The organism is Burkholderia sp. S-53 (assembly GCF_025560745.1).
Lineage (GTDB): Bacteria > Pseudomonadota > Gammaproteobacteria > Burkholderiales > Burkholderiaceae > Burkholderia > Burkholderia pyrrocinia.
In genome coordinates this window covers 843,645-868,583 of record NZ_CP090483.1, presented here as the reverse complement: position 1 = coordinate 868,583, position 24,939 = coordinate 843,645, and the positions used below count along the sequence as shown (strand labels likewise).

The following is a 24,939-nucleotide window of genomic DNA, read 5'->3' as shown; positions in this document are numbered from 1 at the left end:
TCTCCTTTTGACATGGCATCGCGACACGGCGGCGCCGGACGGGATGATCGGCTTCGTCGCGACCATTATCCCGCCGGGCGGTCGTGCCGGGACTCGGTATGTAAACGGACGGGGGCGGCCGGTTATTCCATGCCGCCCGGCGACGATCGACGGCGGCACGCTATCGGCCATTCATGTGACGAAAGAAAGCGGAAAGCCAAAAAGGACAACGCGGCATGACATCACTGTCATGCCGCGTTGCGCGACCCGTGTCGCACGGCCGTTGCGCACGGCGGCCGATACGGCGCCGCCGTGCGTTTCCGGCTCGTTACTTCGGCAGGGCGCCGGTCAGCGACTGGAGCAGCGTCGTTACCGGTGCGAGCGGGTTGTTCGGCGAGCTATTGCCCGAATGCGGCGTCACCGACAGGCCCGGCGCGGAACCGAGCGCCGTGCCCACCGACGTGCCGACCGCATTGACGACCGTCGCCGTCGAGTTGGCGCCCGTCGACAGCAGCGAGCCGACCGCGCCCGCCGTGCCGCCGGCCGCGTTCGCGCCCGAGCCGAGCAGGCTGCCGCCCGCCGCTGCCGTCGAACCTGCCGCGCCCGACAGCGCGCCGGCCGCCTGGCCGAGCGCCGCCGGACCGTTCCCGAGTGCGCCCGTCACCGAGCCGAGCGCACCGGTCAGTGCGCCGGCCGGGTTGCTGCCGCCCGTCAGGCCGTTCACGAGGTTCGTGATCGGTGCGATCGGGTTGTTGCCCGCCGCGCCCGTCAGCGTGCCGACGACCTGGTTCACGACGCCCTGCGCCGGCGCCAGCGGGTTCGACCCGCCGAGGTTGCCGAGGGCACCCGTCACCGAGTTCAGCGCGCCCGTCAGTGCACCGGCCGGATTGCCGCTGCCGAGCGTACCGACGACCTGGTTGACGACGCCCTGCACCGGCGCGAGCGGGTTCGTGCCGCCCAACGAGCCGAGCGCGCCCGTGACGGAGCCGACCGCGTTGCCGAGTGCGCTCGTGGCCGTGCCGACCGCGTTGCTCAGCGCCGCAGCCGGATTGCTGCCGCCGAGCGTGCCGACGACCTGGTTCACGACACCTTGCACCGGTGCCAGCGGGTTCGAGCCGCCGAGGTTGCCGAGCGCGCCCGTCACCGAACCGAGTGCGCCGGTCAGCGCACCGGCCGGATTGCCGCCCGTCGGCAGCGCGTTCTGCAGGCCGTTGACGAGGTTCGTGATCGGCGTGATCGGGCTGCCGCCGCCTGCGCCGGACAGCGTGCCGACGACCTGGTTCACGACGCCCTGCACCGGTGCCAGCGGGTTCGTGCCGCCAAGCGCGCCCGTCACCGAGTTCAGCGCGTTCGTCAGTGCAGCGGCCGGACTGTCGTTGCCGAGCGTACCGGCGAGCTGCGTGACGACGCCTTGCACCGGCGCGAGCGGGCTCCCCGCGCCGCCGACGTTGCCGAGCGTGCCCGTGATCGTGTTGACCGCGTTGCTCAGCGAGCCGGCAGGGTTACCGCTGCCGAGCGTGCCCGTGACCTGGTCGATGACGTTCTGGATCGGCGCCAGCGGGTTCGCGCCGCCACCGATGCCACCCAGTGCGCCCGTTACCGTGCCGAGGGCACCGGTCAGTGCGTTTGCCGGGTTGCCGCTGCCGAGTGCGCCCGTGACCTGGTTCACGACACCCTGGACCGGCGCCAGCGGGTTCGCACCACCACCGATGCCGCCGAGTGCGCCCGTTACCGTGCCGAGGGCGCCGGTCAGTGCGCTTGCCGGGTTGCCGCTGCCGAGTGCACCCGTCACTTGATTCACGACGCCTTGAACCGGCGCCAGCGGATTTGACCCACCGCCGACGTTGCCCAGTGCACCCGTGACCGTGCCGAGGGCGCCGGTCAGTGCACCGGCCGGATTGCCGCCGCCGAGCGCGCCCGTCACTTGATTCACCACACCCTGAACAGGCGCCAACGGATTCGAAGCGCCCCCTACGTTGCCCAGTGCACCCGTGACCGTGCCGAGGGCGCCGGTCAGTCCGCCTGCCGGGTTGCCGCTGCCGAGCGCGCCGGTCACTTGATTCACGACACCTTGAACCGGCGCCAGCGGGTTCGAGCCACCACCGACGTTGCCCAGTGCACCCGTGACCGTGCCGAGGGCACCGGTCAGTGCACCGGCCGGATTGCCGCCGCCGAGTGCACCCGTCACTTGATTCACGACGCCTTGAACCGGCGCCAGCGGATTCGAAGCGCCGCCGACGTTGCCCAGTGCACCCGTGACCGTGCCGAGGGCACCCGTCAACGCGCCTGCCGGATTGCCGCCGCCGAGCCCGCCGGTCACTTGATTCACGACGCCTTGAACCGGCGCCAGCGGATTCGCGCCGCCACCGACGTTACCCAGCGCACCGGTCACCGTGCCGAGCGCACCCGTCAACGCGCCAGCCGGGTTGCCGCCACCCAGCGCACCCGTCACCTGATTCACCCCCCCCTGGACCGGCGCCAGCGGCTGTACCGTGCCACCACCACCGCCGAGTGCGCCCGTCACCGCCCCCACGGCGCCCGACAGCACCTGGCCGGGATCGCCGAGCGACGTCTGGATCGCACCCGATCCGCCCGCCGTCACGGTAACCGAGCCCAGCGGCGACGTACCCGTCGCGACCAGTCCGACCGACACGCTGTTCGTCGGCGGATTGACGATCACTTGCGGGATCGGCAGCGAATCGAGGGCCCCCGCCATCGCGGAACCCGAAGCCAGTACCCCGAACACCGTCGCGACCGACAGCGCCACACCCGTCAATTTAAGATTTTGTCCCATCCTTATTCACCCCATCTCGGTTGGCACTACGTTGATAAAGCATGGGGACGGATTGCACGAAGCGTGCCAATTCAAAAAGGCGGATTGATTCATCAGCCTCTTGCCGGGCAATAACGCTTTTTTATGGATTTCAGGCGAAATACACGCGTTGCGGAGCCCGAATCATCTGACGAAACAGGCCAACGGAACGCGGATGTAACGTAACGTTTGCGAGCCCCGTAGTAACGTGTTCCGGTACATTCCGCGTAACGCCGGAACGTCCGGTCGAGACGGCGCCCTGCATCGTCAGGACTGGCTGCCCAGTGCGCATTTCAGCAATATGAAAATGCATTGATAAATCGCGAACTTTCCGATTTTATTTATTGCGCGATTTCTTTCTCGGCGATTACGCAGATCATTTCCGATTATCCGGTTTTCGATAATTCGGATAGCAGAATGAAAAAGTGTTGCGGCCGCATCGCAGCCGGAGAACGCGATGCAGCGCGCGCGGCGACGGCCCGGACTGCGCCGCATCGCCGCGCCGCCGGCTCAGCCGAAACGTGCGGGCCGGAACGGATGGGGATCGATATAGGTCGGCGCGCCCGTCATCATTTCGGCAAGCAGGCGCCCGGTCGCGGGGCCGAGCGTGAGCCCGTGGTGGCAATGGCCGAACGCGAACCACAGGTGGCGATGGCGCGGCGCGGGCCCGATCACCGGGCGCATGTCCGGCGTGCATGGCCGCATCCCGAGCCACGGCTCGGCATCGAGCCGCTCGCCGATGCCGAACGCGTCGCGCGCCAGCGGCTCGGCGCGCGCGAGTTGCACGCCGGTCGGCGGCGCGCTGCGCAGCGCGATCTCGACGCCGGTCGTGAGCCGCAGGCGGCCGCCTTCCATCGGCGCGACGACGAAACCTTCCTCGGTATCGCACACCGGCACGTTCAGCGGCGTGCGCGTCGGCCGGTAGTGCATGTGGTAGCCGCGCTTCGCGCGCAACGGAATCCGGTAGCCGAGCGGCGCGAACACGTGATCGGACCACGGCCCGAGCGCGACCACGGCCGAGCGTGCAGAGATCGGCCCATGCTCGGTACTGACACGCCAGCCGCCATCCACCTGGGCGAGCGTCTTCGCGTCGCCGAGCACGAATGCGCCGCCGTCGCGTTCGAACAGCCGCGCGTAGGCTTTGGTCAGCCCGCCCGGGCTCGACACGGTCTTCGGGTCCTGCCAGTGGAATGCGCCGCAGAATGCGTCGCCGACACCGGGCTCGCGTTCGCGCAGCGCACGCGCGTCGAGTACGGTCATCCGCAACCCGTGCGCGTCGGCCACGCGCTGCTGCGCACGCGTTTCCGCGTCGAACAGCGCGGGCGAACGGAATGCCTCGATCCACCCGCCATCGTGCACGAGCGGCTGCGCGTCGGTGCGCGCGAGCAGCGCGTCGTGCTCGACGACGCTGGCCGCGACGAGCGGCAGCATGTCGCGCGCGGCGGCCGCGAGCCGCTGCGGCGACGATTCGCGCCAGAAGCGCGCGAGCCAGCCCGCATACGCGGGCAGCGCGCGGTAGTCCCAATAGAGATCGACCGAGCGGTTGCGCGCATAACGCAGCAGCGTGCCGAGCCGGCGCGGAAACGCGTACGGCACGACCGACGAGCGCTCGATCAGCCCGGCATTGCCGTGGCTCGTTTCCTCGCCGGGCGCGCGCCGGTCGACGAGCGCGACGCGCAGCCCGCGATCCTGCAGATGCAGCGCCGACGACACGCCGACGATGCCGGCCCCCAGAACGATGACGTCGAAATCCATGCTTCCCCGCCCAGCGTCGAGATTCGATGCGACACGCGCCGGCCCCGCGGCCGGCGCGCGGCCGTGCTTACTTCGCGACGATGTCGCGCTTGAAGTACTTCTGCGACAGCGCGCCCAGCGTGCCGTCCTTCTTCAGCGCGTCGAGCGCGCCGACGATCTTCGCCTGCAGCGCCTTGTCGCCCTTGCGCAACCCGAAGCCCGTGCCCTCGCCGAGCGTCGCCGGATCCTTCAGCGGCTCGCCGACGATCTGGTAGTCGCGGCCGGCCGGCTTGTCGAGGAAACCGTCCTGCGCGGTCTGCGCTTCCTGCACGGCCGCGTCGAGACGCCCGGCGACGAGATCGGCGTAGATCTGGTCCTGGTCCTGATACGACACGACGGCCACGCCCGCGTTGGCCCAGTGCGCCTTCAGGAAATCCTCCTGCGACGAGCCCTGCAGCACGCCGACGTGCTTGCCGCGCAGGCTCGCGACGTCGGGCCGCAGCGGCGAGCCGCGTTTGGCGACCATCACGATCGGCACCACGTAGATCGCCGGCGTGAAGTCGATGCTCTGCTTGCGCTTCGCGGTGATGTTCATCGCCGAGTTGATCGCGTCGAACTTGCGCGCCTGCAGCGCCGGGATCAGGCCGTCGAACGAATTCTCGACCCACACGCATTTCATGTTCAGCTTCGCGCACACCGCGTTGCCGATGTCGACGTCGAAACCCTGCAACTGGCCGGCCGGCGTCTTGCTCTCGAACGGCGGGTAGGCGGCTTCGATCCCGAAGCGCAACGTGGTCTGTTCCGCATGGGCCGTGACGGCCGCGCATGCGAGCGCCGCGGCGGCGCAGAGGGAAAGCTTCCAGTTCATGAGACGGTCCTTCAGTTCTGGATTGAGGCGATGAAGATCGGGCGCGCGGCGCCCTCGTCCGGGCGCCGGATCGGCATTCGACACAGGCGGCCGCCGCACGGCGACACGTCGTATCCTGCACGCGAAATATAGACTCAAAGTCTACAATAGACTATAGGGGATACGAGGATCGTGCGCTGTCTCGCTGCGTCGAAATTTCGGCGACTGTCAAAAACACCGTTGATTTTCCAGTGTTTTCTACGAAACCGGCAACGACACAAAGTCTCGAAAAGAAAAATTCTCCAGATTTGGTTTGTCTATATTAGACTTTTCGTCCATCACGAACACCGCCGGACACCGTCTTTCGAGACATTCCTGTCCGGCCCCGACCGGAGATGTCCCCATGACGCAAATCGCCCCGCCCCTGCCGCTGACCGTCGACGAAGCCGCGGTGCGCGCGGCCCTGCCCTCGCTCGACGTGCTCGGCACGCTGCGCCGCATGTTCGCGTCGCTCGCGTCGGCGCGCGCAGTGCAGCCGCCGCAGACCCTCACGCTGTTTCCCGAAAATGCCGGCGACTTCATCACGTATCTCGGCACGCTCGCCGACGAACAGGTGTTCGGCGCGAAGCTGTCGCCGTACGTCGTGACCGGCGGCAAACCGATCGTCACAGCGTGGACCGCACTGATGTCGATGCGCACGGGCCAGCCGCTGATGTGGTGCGACGCGGGGCTGCTGACCGTCGAGCGCACGGCCGGCACGACGGCGCTCGCGGTCGACTGTCTCGCGCCGCGCGACGCGCGCCATCTGGCGATCGTCGGCGCAGGCGCGGTCGGCCTCGCGCACCTGCGGCACACGGCGGCGCTGCGCGACTGGGAGACGATCCGCGTGTATTCGCCCGCACTCGCCGGCGACGCAGCGCTGCAGGCAACGCTCGCCGAACTCGACCCGCGCGTGCGGCCGGCTGCGAGCGTCGCGGCCTGCGTGCGCGACGCGGACGTCGTGATGCTGTGCACGTCATCGGGCACGCCCGTGCTCGGCGACGGAATGCTCACGCGCCCCGCGCTCGTCACGTCGATCAGCACGAACGTCGCACGTGCGCACGAGATCCCGCCCGCGTGGCTGCCCGACATGGACGTGTACTGCGACTACCGGCACACGACGCCCGCGAGCGCCGGCGAGATGCAGATCGCGGCGGCCGATCACGGCTGGGACACCGCGCGGATCGTCGGCGACCTGCCCGCGCTCGTCGCCGGCGCCTGCGCGACGCCGTCGCGCACGCGTCACGCATTCTTCCGCTCGATCGGCCTCGGGCTCGAGGACATCGCCATCGCGCATGCGCTGTACACGCACCTGACGCGCGCATGAGCGGCACGCGAGCACGGGGCCGATACAATGGCGCAACCGCCGCGGCAGCCGCGCGCGGGCGCACGGGCATGCCGGCCACCGGTGCGCCGGCACGCCTGCCCGATGCGCCGCCCGGCCCCCGCCCACCCGAGATGGCGACACCGATGCGCAAGAAGAAATCCCCCGTCAAAGACCTGCTGCTCACCCGTTATGCGCCGATCGCCGACGGTATCGCCGCGCTGTTCTTCCCGTACGCGGAAGTCGTGATCCACGACCTGCACGACCAGACCGTGCTGTATCTGGCGAACAACCTGTCGAAGCGCGAGGTCGGCGACGATTCCGCGCTCGAGGAAATCGATCATTCGGCGCGCGAGCGGGTGATCGGCCCGTACGAGAAGCTGAACTGGGACGGCCGGCGGATGCGCTGCGTCAGCAACGTGCTGTTCGACGACGAAGGCCGCCCGGCCGGGATGATGTGCATCAACTTCAACATCGCGGTGTTCGACGAGGTACGCGCGACGCTCGACCTGTTCATCAAGGGCGCGGGCGTCGTCGCGCAGCCGGACGAGCTGTTCCGCGACGACTGGCAGGAGCGCATCAACACGTTCCTGCACGGCTGGCTGCGCGAGCGGCAGGTCGGGCTCAACGGGCTCACGCGCGAGCACCGGCGCGAGCTCGTCGAGGCGCTTCACGCGGAAGGCGCGTTTCGCGGCAAGAGCGCGGCGAACTACGTCGCGAACGTGCTCGGGATGGGACGCGCGACGGTCTACAAGCACCTCAAGCACCTGAAGGAAACGCAGGGCGACGCGTAAGCGGCAAGCGGCGTGCCCCCGCGTGCGGGTGCGCCGGGCCCCTCCGCCGCGTCCGGCGTCCGGCATCCGCTATCGCTATCGGTCCGAGCCTTCCGTGTCTATGCTTCGTGATACGTCGGGCGCGGGCCCGTTCCGCACGGCCCCGGTCAAGACCAAGCGACGAAGCATAAAGTGATATAGTGCCGGTTACACTTTTTTGCCGCCCCGGACCGCCCATGACGACCGCTCCCGCCCCGACTGCCCGCCCGACCCTGACCGTCGAAATCTGGTCCGACCTGATCTGCCCGTGGTGCTGGATCGGCAAGCGCCGCTTCGACGAGGCGCTCGCCGCGTTCGCGCACGCCGACCACGTCGACGTCGCGCTGCGCGCGTACCGGCTGATGCCGGGCCAACCCGTCGAGCCGGTCGAGGCGATGCTCGCCGGCAAGTACCGGATGGCGCCCGCGCAGGTCGACCAGATGCTGCGCCAGGTGACCGACGCGGCCGCGAGTGTCGGGCTGCGCTACGACCTGCCCGGCACGCTCGTCGGCGACACGCTCGACGGCCACCGGCTCGTGAAGCTCGCGGAATCGACCGGCCGCGCGCATGCGCTGACCGAGCGGCTGTACCGTGCTTATTTCTGCGAGCACGGCTCGCTGTTCGATCATGCGCAACTGACCGAATTCGCGGTCGAAGCAGGGCTCGAGCGCTCGGCCGTCGACGACGTGCTGCGCAGCAACGCGTACCGCGCCGAAGTCGAGGCCGACATCGCACGCGCCGCGCAGATCGGCGGGCGCGGCGTGCCGCTGTTCGTGTTCGGCGGCCGCTACGCGGTATCGGGCGCGCAGCCGGCGGACGCGTTTGCGCAGGCGCTCGACCAGGCGTGGCGCGACGGCATCGTCGAGCTCGACGGCAGCGACGCGGCCGCATGCGGCCCTGACGGCTGCGAACTGCCGGTGCGCCCGTAACACGCACGACGCCCGTCCCGTGCGTCCCGTCCGGACGCGTCACTACGCGTCGCTGCTGCCACAAACCGGCAGGAAGCCCGCGCCGATGACGTCTACAATGCATCCTTTCAAATAACTATCAGAAGGCTGCAGGCCCATGACCCACGGGATCCACGGCGAGAAGCGCTGGTACGCGCTGATCGTGCTCTGCCTCGGCGTGCTGATGATCGTGCTCGACAGCACGATCGTGAACGTCGCGCTGCCGTCGATCAGCACCGACCTCCATTTCACCGAAACGGCCCTCGTGTGGGTCGTCAACGCGTACCTGCTGACGTTCGGCGGCTGCCTGCTGCTCGGCGGCCGGCTCGGCGACCTGTACGGCCAGCGCCGCATGTTCCTCGCGGGCCTCGTCGTGTTCACGCTCGCATCGCTCGCATGCGGCCTCGCGCAATCGCAGACGATGCTGATCGCCGCGCGCGCGGTGCAGGGGCTCGGCGGCGCGGTCGTGTCGGCCGTTTCGCTGTCGCTGATCATGAACCTGTTCACCGAGCCCGGCGAACGCGCGCGGGCGATGGGCGTCTACGGTTTCGTCTGCGCGGGCGGCGGCAGCATCGGCGTGCTGCTCGGCGGGCTGCTGACGAGTTCGCTGTCGTGGCACTGGATCTTCCTCGTCAACCTGCCGATCGGCATCGCGGTCTACGCGATGTGCGTCGCGCTGCTGCCGCGCATGCGCGCGCCGGCCGGCACCGCGCGGCTCGACGTCGCGGGCGCGATCACCGTGACCGCATCGCTGATGCTGGCCGTCTACGGGATCGTCGGCGGCAACGAGGCCGGCTGGCTGTCGACGCAGACCGTCGCGCTGATCGGCGCGGCCGTCGCGCTGCTCGCACTGTTCATCGCGATCGAGGCGCGCGCCGCGCATCCGCTGATGCCGCTCACGCTGTTCGCCGCGCGCAATGTCGCGCTCGCGAACGCGATCGGCGTACTGTGGGCGGCCGCGATGTTCGCGTGGTTCTTCCTGTCCGCGCTGTACATGCAGCGCGTGCTCGGCTACGTGCCGCTGCAGGTCGGCCTCGCGTTCCTGCCGGCGAACCTGATCATGGCCGCGTTCTCGCTCGGGCTGTCGGCGCGCATCGTGATGCGCTTCGGGATCCGCGGCCCGATCGCGGCCGGCCTGCTGATCGCGGCCTGCGGCCTCGCACTGTTCTCGCGCGCGCCGGTCGACGGCGGCTTCGTCTGGCACGTGCTGCCCGGCATGACGCTGCTCGGCATCGGCGCGGGCGTCGCGTTCAACCCGATGCTGCTCGCCGCGATGAGCGACGTCGATCCGGCCGATTCCGGGCTCGCGTCGGGAATCGTCAACACCGCGTTCATGATGGGCGGCGCGCTCGGCCTCGCCGTGCTTGCGAGCCTCGCGGCCGCCCGCACCGACGCGCTCGCGGCCGCGCAGGCCGCACCGCTCGACGCGCTGAACGGCGGCTACCACGCGGCCTTCGCGTTCGGCGCGGCGTTCGCCGCCGCCGCCGCGCTGATCGGGCTTGCGCTGCGCATCCGGCCGCAGAACGGCGTCGAAGGCGTCGGCCCCGCGATGCACTGACCGTCGGCACGCGGAGCCGGTCGCCGGCATCGAACCCGGGCGCGCATTGTCGCGCCCTTTTTTGCGCGTGCCGGGGCGCGGCGCGCATTCCCGGTTCGTCATACCTTTCGGGCCGATCGCCGCGATCGGCCCCGTCGCCGGTCAAACGCCCGTTTCACACCGGTCCGGCCGCCCGCCGCACGGTACTTCGCGGCCGATTTTTAACGCAGTCGTACATCCACCCGCCACATTTGCGACAATGGCGGACTTTGACGCGCGCGCCGCAGCCGCGCGCCGCCGCCGAACGCCGCATAACCGCCTGCTTCCGATGTCGCTTCCCCATATCGATCTGCTGTACTCCCTGTCCGGCCTGTTCGTCGGCATCCTCGTCGGCCTGACGGGCGTCGGCGGCGGTTCGCTGATGACGCCGATCCTCGTGCTGCTGTTCGGCGTCCACCCTGCGACGGCGGTCGGCACCGACCTGCTGTACGCGGCCGCGACCAAGGCGACCGGCACGCTCGTCCACGGCCTGAAGGGATCGATCGACTGGCGCATCACGGGCCGGCTCGCGGCGGGCAGCGTCCCGGCCGCGGCGCTCACGCTGTGGTGGCTGCACACGCACGGGATGAACACGCCGGGCACCGCGCGGATGATCCAGCTCGTGCTCGGCATCGCGCTGCTGCTCACGTCGCTTGCACTGATCTTCCGGCCGCAGCTCACCGCATTCGCCGCGCGCAACCCGCTCGCGCCGAGCCCCGCGCGCACGCTGTGGTCGACCGTGCTGACGGGCGCCGTGCTCGGCGTGCTTGTTTCGATGACGTCGGTCGGCGCCGGTGCGATCGGCGTGACCGTGCTGCTGCTGCTGTATCCGGCGCTCGCGACGACCCGCATCGTCGGCTCCGACATCGCGCACGCGGTGCCGCTCACGCTCGTCGCGGGCATGGGCCACTGGCTGCTGGGCTCGGTCGACTGGTCGATGCTGCTGTCGCTGCTGCTCGGCTCGCTGCCCGGCATCGTGCTCGGCAGCCTGCTGTCGGCGCGCGCGCCCGAGCGGCTGTTGCGCAACCTGCTCGCCGCGACGCTCGTCGCGGTCGGCGTGCGGCTCGTGCTCGCGTAAGCGGCGCTGCGCGACGCCCCGCGGCGTCGCATCGACACCCTCTCGCTCCTGACGAAAAACACCATCCCGGCTCGTAACCCAGCCGTTACTTCTCCGTCTTGACGGACGTCCGAGCGAGTCTCACGGCGTACCGGTCAGCGTACGCGCAACGGGTAAGTATTTAGCCAGGATACTCAGCATGGTGGCGGCCTCTGCCTTCGACACCGGGGGAAACGGTGAAACGTACGACGTCCCGTTGCGACGCTCGTGGGCCTTCGTGATGAAGGCAAATTCCTGGGTATTCACGCCCAGCGAGGTGGACACACGCTGGATGGCCAGGTTACGGCCGGCGTCTTTGGTCCGCACCTCGTAGAACTCCAGGACGGCCTGTACCACCTGAAAATAGCCTTCGTACGCCAAGGTAAATATCTGCAGATATCGGGCGGGGTCCAACTCATCGGCGCTGGCCTTATAGTCTGCGGCATTGCGCAGGAAGCCCGCGATTGCCCCGGGCGTCGGAGCAACCGCATCAAAGGCTTTCGTCTTGATGAGGTTTTCGTATTCAGTTGGGCGCGGCATCACAGTATCCTCAACATGGGGCCTTGGGCGATCTGGGCCATGACGGGGTCGGCGTCTACCAGCGCAGCCCATTCTGCAGGCTCGTACAAAGAGAAGTTGACGGGGCGCAGCAGACTTTGCTCGGCCACGTGCAGGGCTTCAGATAGCTCGAGGAGAGGGACGTTCCCGATGACGATCAGGTCGATGTCGCTATGGCCACTATCGGTACCCTTTGCCACCGAGCCAAACACGAACGCCTTGGAGACATGCGCGGCAAAAGGCGACAAGGCCTCCTTCAACGGCTCCACAACGGCAAATGACTTGCGCGCGATGCCGACCAGTTCCGGATAAAGGACAAATTCCGTATTCGCGCGGATGCTCCGTTGTCGGCCTCGTCGGGCGTCTTCCTTGAGTACGCCGACCTCGACCAGCCGGTCCACCTGCTTTTGAGCGCTGCCGCGCCCACTGTTTGCCAGACGCAGCAGTTCCTGCAGCGTAAAACTACGGTCAGGCTGCATCAGCGTGGCGCCAAGCACACGTTGCATGCCTGGCGTGAAGAGAAAGTCGGCGAGACTCACGGAAATCCTCAATTTAGGGATAAACATCCCCACTATAAGGATTTTTCGGCAAATCCTCAATAGAGGGCTACTCATCCCCTTTTTGAGGATTCTCAACGCCGTCACCGATAACCTCAGGGGGCGACGAGTCAGCCCTCGGACAAGACGATGCCCCGGAAGTCCACGACTCACGGGGCACCTGGGAGAACTGCAGCACCGCCATCAACACACGCCACGCGAAAACCCGGGGCGCGTGACCGGGCGGCGTTTTTACGTCACGTCAGGCGGCGCAAGCCGCCCGCCGCGCTTACTGCCCCTGCTGCTTCAGTTGCTGCTGCTTGAGCTGCTGCGTGCGCGCCTGCAGCTTCAGCACGCGCTGCAGCGCGGTGCGGTTCGCGAGGATGCCGTCGTAGAAGCTGCCGAGATCGCCCTTCAGCGCGGTCCGCGACGCGTCGTTCAGGTAGATCATGTGGCCCGACGGGTAGTTCTTGATCGTCAGGTTCTGCGCCTTGATCGCCGGATCGAGCGGCATCTGCGCGAGCGTCAGCTCCGTCTGGTGGAACGGCGTGACCGCGTCGAAATAGCCGTTCGCCGACAGCACTTTCAGGTCCGGGTTCACGCTCATCGTCGACGCGAGGTCGCCGGCCGTGTACAGCGTATTGCCGCCGCCCCTGTTCGCGCCGGTCGGGTCCGTGTGGCTGAAGTCCCAGTTGTTGAAGACCTGGTCGTTCAGGTCCACGAACGACGACGTCGACGTGTACTGGAGGTCGGTGTTGATGTAGCTGTTCCACAGCACCGTGTACGCACCGCCGACGTTCGTGATCGACGGATCGTTGCTGCCCGAGTTCGGCAGGATGTACGGCGCGATGCCCTTGCCCGTGAAGTTCGCGCGACCGTCGTACTGGCCGATCTGCGTGCCCGGCACGAGCGTCAGGAAGAACGTGTACGGCGGGTTGTCGTTCGACGACGGCACGTTGCCGAGCGCGGCCGGGTTGCCGAAGGTCTGGATCAGCGACGTCGGATCCGTGCCGATGTACGAACCCATCTGCTGCGCGGTCTGCAGGTTCAGGTTCAGCCGCACGTTCACGAAGCCGCCGTCCTGCGGGTTCGGCTTCTGCGCGAGCGGCGCGAGCGTGTTGTCCGCGTACGCGCGGGCCTGGACCATGTACGCGTCGAGATCGCTCGGCGTCGGGTTGACCGTCGTCTTCTTCCAGTAGAACGCATCGGCCGCGAGCGTCGGGAAGATGCCCGGTGCGGACAGCGCGTTCGCGTAGTCGAGGATCGACGACTGCAGCGTGATCCCGTTCAGGTCGATGCCGTCCTCATGCAGCACCCACGACACGACCGCGCTGCGCGCGGTGCCGTACGACTCGCCGAACAGGAACTTCGGCGAATTCCAGCGCGAGTACTTGGTCAGGTAGCGCTGGATGAAGCGGTCGATCGAGCGCGCGTCCTGGTCGGTGCCCCAGAAGTCCTTGTTCTTCGCCGGGGCGATCGCCGCCGAATAACCGGTGCCGACCGGGTTGATGAACACGAGGTCGGTGCGGTCGAGCAGGCTGTCGGGGTTGTCGAGCAGCTTGTACGGTGCGGGCGGCGTGAAGTTCGGGAACGACGACTGCAGCCGCTTCGGCCCGAACGAGCCGAGCAGCAGGTAGACCGACGACGAGCCGGGGCCGCCGTTGTAGAAGAACGTGACCGGGCGCGGCTTCGACGGATCGGGATTGTCCTGCGTGTACGCGACGTAGAACATCTTCGCGTTCGGCGCCGACGTGATCGGATCGATCGTCGTCAGGTGGCCCGTGGTGGCCGTGTACTTGACGGTCTTGCCACCGATCGTGACCTGGCGATGCACGACCGCGGCGCCTTCCGTCGAATCCGTGACCGCGTCGTTCGGCCCGGTGCCGTACACGTCGTTGTCGACGTACGGCTGGTCGGCCGCAGCGGCGGTCGTTGCGTTGGTGCTGGCCGTCGTGCTGCCGTTGGACGTCGCCGCTGCGGCGGCGGCCGACGCGGCCGGGCTCGGCCCGTCGTCGCCGCCGCACCCCGTGACGAGCAGCGCTGCGGCCGCGGCTGCGGCGAGCGGCACGCTCAGAGTCGTTCCGAATAGCGCGAAACCGTCTTTCAAGGACTTCCGTGTCGTCATTATTGCCTCTCGAACAGAACGATAAATACCGCCGGCCGCAAAGGATCATTTGCGCCGGCGCTCCGCACCGGGAATGCATTCGTTATGCGACGCACTCCGAGTTTTTTACCGGATCGGCAAATACCGATCGGCACGATTTACCCCACCCATGTTTTTTTGCGACTGCACAATGGAATCAATTCCATTGCAAACGACAATTCAATAATCCGCAGCAATGCGCATGCATTTCACTTATTCGCACGCGCACAAAATCGACGGCAAAATACATCCCCCGCAAAGCCCGCCTGACAAGGCCGCCTCGCCGCGAACGGACGAACAATCCCCCTCGGCGAGATGCCGATTAATCGCAATACGGCGATCAATCGCAGCTCGAGCCGATTTAATAAAATCGAAAGGATCGATTAACCAAACGGAAAGGAATATCTCGTATCTGGAATTTATTAAATTAAGTGAAAATACCGGCGCATAATAAGTTCCGGATTTACTGCCGTAAAGTAAGAATTTGTTACAGCACTCGCCATTCGGATAAAAGGCAGTCCGGGACCGATTCCATGCGATAGAAAAGAAAAAGCCGGACGGCTGTCCGGCTTCTTGGCGGTGGCGCGGCGAGTGCCGTCAGAGCGGCACGTCGATCGCGCCGGCGCCGGTCGTGATCGCGTTCGCGCCAGGCGCGGCCGAGATCGGCGGCAGGTTCGCACTCGTCAGCGCGGGCGCGGCGCCCGGCGTGCCGCCGCGCGGCACCGTGCGGATCACCTGCGACGGCGGCAGCGGCGCGCCGTTCTTCAGGTGCAGCCACATCAGGTTCAGCGCCTGCAGGTTGTAGTAGTGGACCGGCACGAAGCGCGTGTCGAAGCCCGCGACCGGCAGGAACGCGTCGAAGTGCTGGCCGTTCGTCACCTCGTAGAACACGAGCTGGCTGCGCCCGCCCTCGCTGATGCCGTTTTGCGCGACGTACGCGCGCGATGCATGGTTCACCGGCACGAGCGCGTCGCTGCGGCCCTGCACGATGATCGCCGGCTTGCCCTGCAGGTTCGCGTTCACGCGCACCGCGTCGACGTTCGCGGGCATCCCGAGCATCCCGTTCGTCCACAGCTGGCGCAGGCACAGCGCGCCCGCGAAGCTCGCATCGGGCGTCGCGAGCCGGTGATCGACGCCCGCGCCCGTGTTGAACACGAGGTTGATGCCGGCCGTCGGCGGCACGCCGTTGCCGACGCCGAACACGGCCGGCATCGGCGACGCGGCGGGCGGCGCGACCGCGCCCGTCGCCGCGTTCGTCGTCGCGAAGCTGAAATTGCACAGGTTGTCGGTGACGCGCGAGCGCGTGTACGCGTTCGCATAGGTGACCGCGATCGCCGGAATCGCCTGCGAATCCCACATCGGCGCCTGCAGCAGGTCGGAATCGGCCAGATAGCCGGCCGCGTGGAGCTGCGCGAGCGCGTCGGCGGCCTGGCTCTGCGTATCGGCGCCCGCCACGAGCCCGGCCGCGGCGAGCGTCGCGCAGCGCTGCGTGCGGATCGACTGCGTGGTCGCGGCCGGCAGCGCGCTCAGGTACGGCGCATCGGCAAGCGACGCCGACGCGGCCGCGCACGGCTGCAACAGGTTCGCGAGCGTCGCGTAGTCGGCCAGCGGCCGGCCGAACGACGGCACCGGCTGGCCGCCCGTGCGCACGATCGCGTTCGGCGCCATTCGCACGTTGACCTGCGGTTCGCCGACCACGACCGCGGTGATCCAGCCGCGGCTGTCCTGCTCGGCCGCCGCGAGCGACGCGCCGCCGCCGTTGCTGACGGACGCGGCGATCGTCGTGATGTCGCCCGCGCGATAGCGCACGCCGTGATGCGAGCCGTCGACCAGCGGTCCGAACTGCTCGTTGAGCGCCCAGTACGCGAACTCGACCGACTGCAGCGTCACGCGCCCCCAGTCCTGCTCGGGATTCTGCTGCGAATGCGCGTGCTTGAACGCATAGCGGTTCGGGAAACGGCCGTTGAACGCGGCGAGATCGCCGCTCGTCACGTTCGCGGTGAACAGGCTCGCGGTGCCTGCGAGCACCGCGTTGGCGAGCGTGCCGTCGATCAGCGTGACGGTATCGGAACCGAGCTCGTGCGCGCCGTTGCCGCCGCCCTTGTCGTTGTACGCGACCGCGCAGCCGCGCTTGAGCGCCCATTCGCCGGCCGCGGAGATCGCGCCGTACACGCCGCGCGAGCCCGACGACGTCGCGGTGACGATGCACGGCTGCGCGGGGTCGAAGCTGGCGGGCACCTGCACGAGCAGCGTCACGTTCTTGCTGCCGCTGCCGTCGTCGGAATACGCGAGATATTCGGTGCCGGGGATCTTGCCTTCGCCGAGCGTGTCGTTGCCGGCGAGGTCGACGTTCGGCCCCCAGAAGCGGCCATAGCCGCCGTTCGCGCTCATGTCGACGAGCGCGCGGTAGTTCGACCAGATCGCGAGACGGCGCAGCTCGGCGCTCGTCGGCCGGGACGGATTCGCAAAACCGGGCGCCGCCGCCGCGAGGCCCGTCTTGCCGAGGCCTGCCGTCAGCAGGTCGTCGCTTGCGCCATCGTAGGCCGTCGTGCGCACGCTGCCGGACACGAAGCCGGGCAGCCGGTTGCGCTCGCCCGTGTCGTCGCCGTTGCAGGCGCCGAGCACCGCGACAGCGGCCAGCGCCGCGCCGAAAACCATCCGCCTGCCCCACCCGAGACTCGCCATCGCCGCCCTCTCGATATCGTTATCGGTCCGCCGCCGCGTCGCACGCGGTTCGCGGCCTCTGAAGCGCAAACGGGCCCCGGGATGCCGGGGCCCGCCTGAATGCGGGCGCACGCGGCGCTCGCGCGCCGCCGCCCGGCATTACTGCTGCTGGACCTTCAGCTTGTTCGTGACCGACGTCACGCCCGTCACGCCCTTGGCTGCGGCTTCGGCCTTGTCGATCTGATCCTGGGCCGGCATCGTGCCTTCCAGCGAGATCGCGCCGCCCTTCGAGCGCACGACGAGGTTCGCCACATCCACGCCGCTTTCCTTCGAAATCGCCTTGCGCACCGCGTAGCCCAGCTTGCGGTTCGCCTTCTTCGCGGTTTTCGCGGCGGCCTTCGGCGCGCTCGTCGCGGCCGCCGGCGCTTCGGTGGCCGCCGCATCGCTCGACTGCGCATACACGCTGCCCGACAGACAGGCCGCCACGGCGGCGACGCCCAACGCTCTCAACACGATCGACTTCATGCTATCTCCTTGTAACTCCGGAACGGCCGTGCACAGTACGGCCGGATACCCCCAAAGACAGCCGTCCCGCGCGCGAACGGGCGGGACAGCCGGTGATTTCCACGGCGATGCGAGAGAGGCGAGACGGGCCGGCAGCCGGCGCACGCAATAGCGGGCCGGCCGGGCCGGACAGCCGCCGGCCGGACGCGCCCGGTCTCATTGCGTGCCGGGTCGCGCGCGAATCGGGCGCGGCTGCGTCGCACAATGTAATCCAGCGCCCGCGGAAGCGCAAAGCTTTTGACGCGCCGCGAGGCCCGACTCGCGCATGCAAGGTGAAACCGGGTACCATCGCCGCGAGAATCCGCATCGTCCGCGACGACCGTCATCGATGCGTCACGCCAGCGTCATCCGCCGATCCCATGAAGCCTGCCAGCCCTCGCCCGCCTCGCCGCATCCTCGCCCGCTTCGTCGCGGTGTCGTGGCGCGACCTCGCGCTGTCGATCGGCCCCACCGTGCTACTCGCGGGCGCGGCCGTCTGGCTCGCGGTCAGGCTGATCCAGCCGGCGCCGCCGTCCACGGTCGTGATCTCGGCCGGGCCGCCCGGCAGCACGTACTGGAACGCCGCGCAGAAATACAAGGCCATCCTCGCGAAGAACGGCGTCACGCTCGACGTCGAATCGTCCGAGGGGTCCGCGCAGAACCTCGCGCGGCTGGCGAACCCGGGCGCACCTGTCGACGTCGGTTTCGTGCAGAGCGGCATCGGCCCGAAGGAGCGCGACGAACAACTCATGTCGCTCGGCAGCATCGGCTACGTGCCGCTCGCGATCATGTACCGCGGCCCGATCGTCGCGCGCCTGTCCGACTTCAAGGGCAAGCGGCTCGCGCTCGGTGCGGAAGGCAGCGGCGCGCGCGAACTGAGCCTTGCGCTGCTGAAGATGAACGGCATCGTGCCGGGCGGCCCGACCGAGCTGCTGCCGACCGCCGGCGAGGACGCCGCGGCCGCGCTGCTCGACGGCAAGATCGACGCGGCGTTCCTGTCCGGCGACTCGACGCAGATCCCGGTGATGGCGAAGCTGTTCCGCGCGCCGGGCGTGCACGTGTATTCGTTCACGCAGGCCGAGGCGTACGCGCGGCGCTTCCCGTACCTGACCGCGATCACGCTGCCGATGGGCGTCTACGATCTCGGCCAGAACCTGCCGCCCGCCGACATCCATACCGTCGCGCCGACGATCGAGCTGGTCGCGCGCGACTCGCTGCATCCGGCGCTGTCCGACCTGCTGATCGAGGCCGCGCGCGAGGTACACGGCCACGCGACGATCCTGCAGCACGCAGGCGAATTCCCGTCGCCCGTCACGCGCGGTTTCCCGCTGTCCGACGATGCGGCCCGCTACTACAAGTCGGGCAAGACCTTCCTGTACCGGCGGATGCCGTTCTGGGTCGCGAGCCTCGTCGACCGGCTGCTCGTCGTGATCGTGCCGCTGATCGTCGTGCTGATCCCCGGGCTGCGGCTCGTGCCGTCGCTGTACGGCTGGCGCGTGCGCTCGCGCATCTACCGCTGGTACGGCGCGCTGATCGCGCTCGAGCGCAGCGCGCTCGGCGAGCACACGGCCGAGGAGCGCGTCAAGTTGCTCGACGAGCTCGACGATATCGAGGAAGCCGTGAACCGGATGAAGATGCCGCTCGCGTATGCCGGGCAGTTCTACGTGCTGCGCGAGCACATCGGCTTCGTGCGCGAGCGGCTCACCGCGCACGACCAGGACACGCCGGCGGGCCCGCCGGGCAGCGGCGGCCAGCCGCAGGCACGCGTCGACGCCGCACGGCCGCCGGCCGGCGATCGCCCCCGGGCGACTCCCGGTTCCGCGTGAGCGGACGATCCGCGATCATTGCTGCATGCGCGCGCCACCGCGTAACATGAAGGCCGCCGCCAGGCGCCGCACGCCCCACCCTCTGGAGATCGTCATGACAACCGGCCTCGACACCGCCCAGCCTGCCTGGTTCTTCGACTTCGTGTCGCCGTTCTCCTATCTGCTGCTCGAACAGCACGACAAGTGGCCGGACGTGCCGTTCGAGCCGATCGCCGTATCGCTGCCCGACCTGCAGCGCCACTGGGGACAACGCCCGAGCGCCGACGTGCCGACCAAGCGCGTGTTCACGTACCGCCACGCGCTGTTTCGCGCGGAACAGCTCGGCATCCGCTTCAAGATGCCGCCCGCGCACCCGTTCGATTCCGACAAGGTGTTGCGCCTCGCGATCGCGCTGCGCGCCGATATCGCGACCGTGCTGGAGATATTCCGCTTCATCTGGCGCGACGGCAACGATCCGTCGACGCCGGACGGTTTCGCGGCGCTGTGCGAACGCGTCGGCGTCGGCCACGGCGACGAACTGATCGAATTCGAGGAAACGAGTGCGCAACTGGCCCGCAACAACGCCGACGCGATCGCGCTCGGCGTGTTCGGCGTGCCGACGTTCTGGATGAACCAGCAACTGTTCTGGGGCGAGGACGCGCTGCCGATGGTGCTGTACTGCGCGCGCACGCCGACCTGGCTCGAATCGCGCGAGGTCAAGCGGATCAGCGCGCTGCCGAAGGGTCGTGCGTGATGGCCGGTATCACGCCCGGCAACGCGCGGCTGCGGTAAGGTTACGCTTCCCCCGAATCACCCCGCACCGATGGAAGACGACGACCGTACCGCCTCGCTCGACATCTGGCTCGTGCGCGTATTGCGCACGCTGCTGCTCGAGCGCAGCGTCACGCAGGCCGCGCTGCGGCTGAACCAGACCCAGCCCGCGATCAGCACCGCGCTGCGCAAGCTGCGCGAGACGCTGAACGACCCGATCCTCGTGCGCGGCAAATCCGGGATGGTGCCGACCGAATACGGCGCGTCGCTGCTCGAAGCCGCGCAGCGCGCGCTGCGCGAGGTCGACTTCATCGCGACGCCGCACGGCGATTTCGACCCGTCGTCCGCGCGCCGCACGTTCCGCGTCGCCGCGCCCGACTACCTGAACGATTTCTTCATGCCGACGCTGATCGAGCGCTTTCGCGACGCGGCGCCGCATGCGCACCTGGAAATCGATTCGCTGAATCCCGCGCTCGACCACGCGGGCGCGCTCGAATCGGGCGCGCTCGATCTCGTGATCGGCAACTGGCCGAAGCCCGACCCGCAGTTCGCGCGCCAGGACCTGTTCTCCGACACGATCGTGTGCCTGATGCGCGAAGCGCACCCGCTCGCGCGCGTGCCGCTCACGCGCGAAGCGTATGCGTCCGCCGCGCATGTCGCGCCGACGCCGTACACCGGCGACAAGCGCAACGCGATCGAGATCGGCCTCGCGCGTGCGCGCCTCACGCGGCGCATCGTGACGACGCTGCCTTACTTCGGGATCGTGCCGCAGGTGCTGCTGCAGTCGGACCTGATCTTCACGACGACGCGCCGCTTCGCGACGCACTATGCGCAGTTGCTGCCGCTCGTCGTCGTCACGCCGCCCGTGCCGTTCCCGCGCATCAAGAGCTACCTGCTCACGCATCCGCAGCCCGACCGCCCGACCGACATCGCGTGGCTGTGCGCGCTGATGCAGAGCGTGTCCGACGAACTGACGGTCGCCCGCACTCGCAAGCGTTGATACGCGGCGCGACCGCTCAGGCCGTGCAGAAGGTTTCCTGCAGATGGGTCCAGCGCACGACGCCCGCCGCGTCGCGTTCGAACACGGCGGTCGCGCGGCGCGCGGGCAATTCGCCCGATGCCGCGTGCTGTGCTTCGAGATAGGTGATCACCGCATGCGATGCGTCGGCCGCGAGCACGCGGGTTTCCGACAGCGTGATCCGCAGCCCCGGCTTCGCGCCGGCGAGCTTCGCGAACAGCGCGCGCGTGCCGTCGCGGTCGACTACGCGGCCGTCGGTCAGGATCATCGTGAAATCGGTGGAGAACGGTGCGAGCAGCGCGTCGAGCGCCGCGGGTGCGGTATCGACGCCGGACAGCCAGCGCTCGATGGCGACGAGGCTCGCATCGAGCGCGTCGAGATAGATCGGGTGATCGGACATGGCCCTGCACGGAAAAAAGCGCGGCCCGATGCCGCGCGTCGTCGTGCAGTGTATGCAAAAACGCGCGACCGTGCGCCAGGGCCTGTTCCCGCTCATCACGGGCTTGCGCTGGCCCCGCGAATGACTTTATCCAAGCATGTGAACGTGCGTTGCCGCGTTACCGCGCGCAGGACACGTCGTCGCGCGCGCGCCCTGCCGCGGCCGCCTTCGCGTCGGCCACCGGCATGCCCGAGCGCGCCTGCAGCAGCTCCGCGCACACGGCCACCGCGATCGCGCCCGGTGCCTTGTCGACGATGCCCGCGACGCCGATCGGGCACACCATCTCCGCGAGCCGCGCCGGATCGACGCCGCGCGCCGCGAGCCGGCGTTCGAACTTCACGCGCTTGGTGCGCGAGCCGATCATCCCGAAGTACGCGTAGTCGCGCCGCCGCATGATCTGCGCGGCGAGCGAGAAATCGAGCGCGTGGTTGTGCGTCATCACGAGGAAGTACGCGCCGGGCGGCGCCGCGTCGACGACGGCCTCCGGCGTGTCGGTCGGCTCCGGCTGCACGTTCGGCGGACATTCGTCCGGGAACAGCTCGTCGCGCGTGTCGACCCACTGCACGACGCACGGCAGTGCGCCGAGCAGCGTGACGAGCGCGTGACCGACGTGCCCGGCGCCGAACAGCACGATGTGCATCGGCGCCGGCGCGGCGGTCGCGCGGGGGCGCTGGCCGGTGCCCTGCGCGAACGCGGGGTTCGACGCGGCGCGAAGCGAGCGTGCGGGCCCGTTCATGTCAGCCTCCGCCGGGCCGCCCCACACGCACTGGGATAAGCCATCGGGAGATGGGGGGACTGCGCCCCCCCAAGCGAACAAAGCGAGCGTGGGGGTCGTTTCATCTCAGCCTCCGCCGGGCCGCCCCAAGGAGGCTGACCGCCCCCTCGGAGTGCAGTGAACAAAGCGAGCGCGGGGGTCGTTTCATCTCAGCCTGCCTGACCCGCGCGCGCTGCACGCACCGCACTCACCGCGCGCAGGATCGACTCGCCGGTGGCCGGCGCATCGAGCGGCGGATTGACCTTGTAATCGCCGACCGCAGCAACCGCGTCGCGCACCGCGAAGAACACCGAGAACGGCAGCAGCAGCGGCGGCTCGCCGACGGCCTTCGACCGGTGAATGCTGTCCTCGACGTTGCGGTTCTCGAACAGCCGCACGTTGAATTCGGGCGGCGTGTCGTTCACGGTCGGGATCTTGTACGTGGACGGCGCATGCGTCATCAGCTTGCCGCCCTTGTTCCACCACAATTCCTCGGTCGTCAGCCAGCCCATCCCCTGGATGAACGCGCCTTCGACCTGGCCGATGTCGAGCGCCGGGTTCAGCGACGCGCCCACGTCGTGCAGCGCATCGACGCGCAGCGTGCGCATCTCGCCCGTCAGCGTGTCGATCACGACTTCCGACACGGCCGCGCCGTACGAGTAGTAGTAGAACGGCCGGCCCTGCAGCTTCGACTGATCCCAGTACAGCTTCGGCGTCGCATAGAAACCGTCGGACCACAACTGCACACGTGCCAGGTAGGCCTTCGCGATCACTTCGCCGAACGGCACACCCTGGCCGCCGACCCACACGACGTCGTTGCCGAACCTCACGTCGGCCGCATCGACCTTGCCGTCGCCGTACTGCTTCGCCGCGAACACCGCGAGCCGCTCGCGCAACTGGCGCGCCGCATCCTGCGCGGCCTTGCCGTTCAGGTCCGAGCCGGTCGACGCGGCCGTCGCGGACGTGTTCGCGACCTTGCTCGTGTCGGTCGCCGTCACGCGGATCCGGCCGAAGCGGATGCCGAGCTCATGCGCGACGACCTGCGCGACCTTCGTGTTGAGCCCCTGCCCCATCTCCGTGCCGCCGTGGTTCACGAGCACCGAGCCGTCGGTGTAGATGTGCACCAGCGCGCCGGCCTGGTTGAAGTGCGTGACGTTGAACGCGATCCCGAACTTCACCGGCGTGAGCGCGATGCCCTTCTTCAGCACCGTGTTGCGCGCATTGAATTCGCGCACGCCCGCGCGCCGCGCGCGGTAGTCGCTCGTCACCTCGAGCTCGCCGAGCAGTTCCTGCAGCACGTTGTCCTCGACCGTCTGCCCGTACGGCGTCACGTTGCGTTCGGTCTTGCCGTACAGGTTCGCGTAGCGGACGTCGAGCGGATCGCGGTCGAGCGAGCGCGCGACGTCGTCGAGGATGTACTCGATCGCGAACGCGCCCTGCGGGCCGCCGAAACCGCGGAACGCGGTGTTCGACTGCGTGTTGGTCTTGCCGCAATAACCGGCGATGTCGACGTCACCCAGCCAGTACGCGTTGTCGAAGTGGCACACCGCGCGCGTCATCACCGGGCCCGACAGGTCGGCCGAGAAGCCGCAGCGCGACGTCATGTCGAGCGCCACGCCGTCGAGGCGGCCATCGTCGTCGTAGCCGACGTCGAAGCGATAGTGGAAGTCGTGCCGCTTGCCGGTGATCATCATGTCGTCGTCGCGGTCCGGACGCAGCTTCACCGGGCACAGCAGCTTCCACGCGGCGAGCGCCGCGCAGCACGCGAACAGGCCCGACTGCGATTCCTTGCCGCCGAACCCGCCACCCATCCGGCGGCATTCGACCAGCACGTTGTGCGACGCGACGCCGAGCACGTGCGCGACGAGGTGCTGCATCTCGCTCGGGTGCTGCGTCGAGCAGTACACGTGCATCCCGTCGTCGTCCTTCGGCACCGCGTACGCGATCTGCCCTTCCAGGTAGAACTGCTCCTGGCCGCCGAGCAGCATTTCGCCCGACTCGCGGTGCGGCGCGGCGGCGAGCCGCGCGGCCGCGTCGCCGCGCGCGAGCTTCAGCGGCGGGATCACATAGGTTTCGGCCTGGCGCGCTTCCTGCGCGGTCAGGATCGCGGGCAGCTCCTCGTAGTCGACCTTCGCGCGACGCGCGGCGAGCCGCGCGGTTTCATGCGACGTCGCGACGACGATGAACATCGGCTGGCCGACGAACTGCACGATGCCCTTGGCGAGCACCGGATCGTCGTGGATGATCGGGCCGCAATCGTTGACGCCCGGGATATCGTCGGCCGTGAACACGGCGACCACGCCCGGCGTCGCGCGCACCGCGTCGAAGTTCATCGACACGATCTTCGCGTGCGGCTTCGCCGACAATCCGAGCGCCGCGTGCAGCGTGCCCGCGACGACCGGAATGTCGTCGGTGTAGGTGGCACGCCCGCTGACGTGCAGGTGCGCGGATTCGTGCGCGCGCGATACGTGGACCTGCGCGGCGTCGGCTTGCGGGTCGAGGGTGCTCAGGAACGGTTCTGCTTGCTGGTTCATCTTCGGTG

20 protein-coding genes are annotated in these 24,939 nt (G+C 68.5%); 9 read left to right on the top strand and 11 right to left on the bottom strand.

From position 1 onward, the window contains the following. Window positions 1–307: 307 nt before the first annotated feature. The 3 genes from LXM88_RS09040 to LXM88_RS09030 all read right to left on the bottom strand — a co-directional run bounded on the left by LXM88_RS09040 (window position 308) and on the right by LXM88_RS09030 (window position 5,393). On the bottom strand, window positions 308–2,773 hold the full coding sequence (locus LXM88_RS09040; protein WP_262541202.1) for a beta strand repeat-containing protein: 2,466 nt from the start codon (window positions 2,771–2,773) through the stop codon (window positions 308–310). 528 nt (window positions 2,774–3,301) lie between these two features. Then, complete coding sequence (locus LXM88_RS09035) at window positions 3,302–4,546, bottom strand: NAD(P)/FAD-dependent oxidoreductase (protein ID WP_262541200.1); 1,245 nt, start codon at window positions 4,544–4,546, stop codon at window positions 3,302–3,304. Between the two features lie 67 nt (window positions 4,547–4,613). After that, complete coding sequence (locus LXM88_RS09030) at window positions 4,614–5,393, bottom strand: ABC transporter substrate-binding protein (protein WP_262541199.1); 780 nt, start codon at window positions 5,391–5,393, stop codon at window positions 4,614–4,616. Window positions 5,394–5,775: 382 nt separating this feature from the next. Between LXM88_RS09030 and LXM88_RS09025 the strand changes: the two genes are divergently transcribed. From LXM88_RS09025 to LXM88_RS09005, 5 genes are all read left to right on the top strand, one after another. Then, on the top strand, window positions 5,776–6,738 hold the full coding sequence (locus LXM88_RS09025; RefSeq protein ID WP_262541198.1) for an ornithine cyclodeaminase family protein: 963 nt from the start codon (window positions 5,776–5,778) through the stop codon (window positions 6,736–6,738). Then, entirely contained in the window at window positions 6,735–7,529 is a 795-nt protein-coding gene (locus tag LXM88_RS09020) for a helix-turn-helix transcriptional regulator (protein ID WP_318654683.1), read from the top strand. The genes LXM88_RS09025 and LXM88_RS09020 overlap by 4 nt, the downstream gene beginning before the upstream one ends. A gap of 215 nt (window positions 7,530–7,744) precedes the next feature. Further along, the gene (locus tag LXM88_RS09015) at window positions 7,745–8,476 is read left to right on the top strand and encodes a DsbA family oxidoreductase (RefSeq protein ID WP_262541197.1); all 732 of its coding nucleotides are present in this window, start codon (window positions 7,745–7,747) and stop codon (window positions 8,474–8,476) included. 136 nt (window positions 8,477–8,612) lie between these two features. Then, a complete protein-coding gene (locus tag LXM88_RS09010) occupies window positions 8,613–10,052 on the top strand; it encodes a DHA2 family efflux MFS transporter permease subunit (RefSeq protein WP_262541196.1) in 1,440 nt (479 codons plus the stop codon). A gap of 307 nt (window positions 10,053–10,359) precedes the next feature. After that, window positions 10,360–11,148, top strand: a complete 789-nt coding sequence (locus LXM88_RS09005; protein WP_047901150.1) for a sulfite exporter TauE/SafE family protein — start codon at window positions 10,360–10,362, stop codon at window positions 11,146–11,148. Between the two features lie 120 nt (window positions 11,149–11,268). Here LXM88_RS09005 and LXM88_RS09000 read toward each other — a convergent pair whose 3' ends face one another. From LXM88_RS09000 to LXM88_RS08980, 5 genes are all read right to left on the bottom strand, one after another. Beyond that, a complete protein-coding gene (locus tag LXM88_RS09000) occupies window positions 11,269–11,706 on the bottom strand; it encodes a hypothetical protein (RefSeq protein ID WP_262541195.1) in 438 nt (145 codons plus the stop codon). Then, the gene (locus LXM88_RS08995) at window positions 11,706–12,263 is read right to left on the bottom strand and encodes a nucleotidyltransferase domain-containing protein (protein WP_262541194.1); all 558 of its coding nucleotides are present in this window, start codon (window positions 12,261–12,263) and stop codon (window positions 11,706–11,708) included. Before LXM88_RS08995 ends, LXM88_RS09000 begins: the two co-directional genes overlap by 1 nt. A 286-nt stretch (window positions 12,264–12,549) precedes the next feature. Continuing rightward, window positions 12,550–14,385, bottom strand: a complete 1,836-nt coding sequence (locus LXM88_RS08990) for a S10 family peptidase (protein ID WP_262541193.1) — start codon at window positions 14,383–14,385, stop codon at window positions 12,550–12,552. Window positions 14,386–15,000: 615 nt separating this feature from the next. Beyond that, window positions 15,001–17,088, bottom strand: a complete 2,088-nt coding sequence (locus LXM88_RS08985; protein WP_262541192.1) for a D-(-)-3-hydroxybutyrate oligomer hydrolase — start codon at window positions 17,086–17,088, stop codon at window positions 15,001–15,003. 138 nt (window positions 17,089–17,226) lie between these two features. Next, on the bottom strand, window positions 17,227–17,592 hold the full coding sequence (locus LXM88_RS08980) for a BON domain-containing protein (RefSeq protein WP_262541191.1): 366 nt from the start codon (window positions 17,590–17,592) through the stop codon (window positions 17,227–17,229). Window positions 17,593–17,990: 398 nt separating this feature from the next. Here LXM88_RS08980 and LXM88_RS08975 point away from each other — a divergent pair, with 398 nt between their 5' ends. The 3 genes from LXM88_RS08975 to LXM88_RS08965 all read left to right on the top strand — a co-directional run bounded on the left by LXM88_RS08975 (window position 17,991) and on the right by LXM88_RS08965 (window position 21,186). Continuing rightward, window positions 17,991–19,436, top strand: a complete 1,446-nt coding sequence (locus LXM88_RS08975; protein ID WP_262541190.1) for a TAXI family TRAP transporter solute-binding subunit — start codon at window positions 17,991–17,993, stop codon at window positions 19,434–19,436. Between the two features lie 94 nt (window positions 19,437–19,530). After that, window positions 19,531–20,169 (top strand): DsbA family protein, encoded by a 639-nt coding sequence (locus tag LXM88_RS08970; protein WP_262541189.1) that lies wholly within the window; start codon window positions 19,531–19,533, stop codon window positions 20,167–20,169. 69 nt (window positions 20,170–20,238) lie between these two features. Further along, window positions 20,239–21,186: a LysR family transcriptional regulator gene (locus LXM88_RS08965; RefSeq protein ID WP_262541188.1), complete on the top strand. Its 948-nt coding sequence runs from the start codon at window positions 20,239–20,241 to the stop codon at window positions 21,184–21,186. 16 nt (window positions 21,187–21,202) lie between these two features. On the opposite strand, the gene LXM88_RS08960 is transcribed toward LXM88_RS08965, so the two are convergent. After that, window positions 21,203–21,604, bottom strand: coding sequence for a nuclear transport factor 2 family protein (locus LXM88_RS08960; protein ID WP_262541187.1), 402 nt, complete (start codon window positions 21,602–21,604; stop codon window positions 21,203–21,205). Between LXM88_RS08960 and LXM88_RS08955 the strand changes: the two genes are divergently transcribed. Then, the gene (locus tag LXM88_RS08955; protein WP_262541186.1) at window positions 21,603–21,728 is read left to right on the top strand and encodes a hypothetical protein; all 126 of its coding nucleotides are present in this window, start codon (window positions 21,603–21,605) and stop codon (window positions 21,726–21,728) included. The genes LXM88_RS08960 and LXM88_RS08955 overlap by 2 nt on opposite strands. Before the next feature lie 33 nt (window positions 21,729–21,761). Here the strand turns inward: LXM88_RS08955 and xdhC are convergent, their stop codons facing one another. Together xdhC and xdhB are read right to left on the bottom strand one after the other, a co-directional pair. Beyond that, window positions 21,762–22,379, bottom strand: a complete 618-nt coding sequence (gene xdhC / locus LXM88_RS08950) for a xanthine dehydrogenase accessory protein XdhC (RefSeq protein ID WP_262541185.1) — start codon at window positions 22,377–22,379, stop codon at window positions 21,762–21,764. Window positions 22,380–22,567: 188 nt separating this feature from the next. Continuing rightward, window positions 22,568–24,931 carry a xanthine dehydrogenase molybdopterin binding subunit gene (xdhB, locus tag LXM88_RS08945; RefSeq protein ID WP_262541184.1) on the bottom strand — a complete coding sequence of 788 codons (2,364 nt, stop codon included), beginning with the start codon at window positions 24,929–24,931 and terminating at the stop codon, window positions 22,568–22,570. Window positions 24,932–24,939: the final 8 nt, after the last annotated feature.

Coding starts and splice junctions, on each gene's coding strand:
- LXM88_RS09040 (WP_262541202.1), bottom strand. CDS start 2,773: ATGGGACAAAATCTTAAATTGACGGGTGTGGCGCTGTCGGTCGCGACG.
- LXM88_RS09035 (WP_262541200.1), bottom strand. CDS start 4,546: ATGGATTTCGACGTCATCGTTCTGGGGGCCGGCATCGTCGGCGTGTCG.
- LXM88_RS09030 (WP_262541199.1), bottom strand. CDS start 5,393: ATGAACTGGAAGCTTTCCCTCTGCGCCGCCGCGGCGCTCGCATGCGCG.
- LXM88_RS09025 (WP_262541198.1), top strand. CDS start 5,776: ATGACGCAAATCGCCCCGCCCCTGCCGCTGACCGTCGACGAAGCCGCG.
- LXM88_RS09020 (WP_318654683.1), top strand. CDS start 6,735: ATGAGCGGCACGCGAGCACGGGGCCGATACAATGGCGCAACCGCCGCG.
- LXM88_RS09015 (WP_262541197.1), top strand. CDS start 7,745: ATGACGACCGCTCCCGCCCCGACTGCCCGCCCGACCCTGACCGTCGAA.
- LXM88_RS09010 (WP_262541196.1), top strand. CDS start 8,613: ATGACCCACGGGATCCACGGCGAGAAGCGCTGGTACGCGCTGATCGTG.
- LXM88_RS09005 (WP_047901150.1), top strand. CDS start 10,360: ATGTCGCTTCCCCATATCGATCTGCTGTACTCCCTGTCCGGCCTGTTC.
- LXM88_RS09000 (WP_262541195.1), bottom strand. CDS start 11,706: ATGCCGCGCCCAACTGAATACGAAAACCTCATCAAGACGAAAGCCTTT.
- LXM88_RS08990 (WP_262541193.1), bottom strand. CDS start 14,385: ATGACGACACGGAAGTCCTTGAAAGACGGTTTCGCGCTATTCGGAACG.
- LXM88_RS08985 (WP_262541192.1), bottom strand. CDS start 17,088: ATGGCGAGTCTCGGGTGGGGCAGGCGGATGGTTTTCGGCGCGGCGCTG.
- LXM88_RS08980 (WP_262541191.1), bottom strand. CDS start 17,592: ATGAAGTCGATCGTGTTGAGAGCGTTGGGCGTCGCCGCCGTGGCGGCC.
- LXM88_RS08975 (WP_262541190.1), top strand. CDS start 17,991: ATGAAGCCTGCCAGCCCTCGCCCGCCTCGCCGCATCCTCGCCCGCTTC.
- LXM88_RS08970 (WP_262541189.1), top strand. CDS start 19,531: ATGACAACCGGCCTCGACACCGCCCAGCCTGCCTGGTTCTTCGACTTC.
- LXM88_RS08965 (WP_262541188.1), top strand. CDS start 20,239: ATGGAAGACGACGACCGTACCGCCTCGCTCGACATCTGGCTCGTGCGC.
- LXM88_RS08955 (WP_262541186.1), top strand. CDS start 21,603: ATGGCCCTGCACGGAAAAAAGCGCGGCCCGATGCCGCGCGTCGTCGTG.
- LXM88_RS08960 (WP_262541187.1), bottom strand. CDS start 21,604: ATGTCCGATCACCCGATCTATCTCGACGCGCTCGATGCGAGCCTCGTC.
- xdhC (WP_262541185.1), bottom strand. CDS start 22,379: ATGAACGGGCCCGCACGCTCGCTTCGCGCCGCGTCGAACCCCGCGTTC.
- xdhB (WP_262541184.1), bottom strand. CDS start 24,931: ATGAACCAGCAAGCAGAACCGTTCCTGAGCACCCTCGACCCGCAAGCC.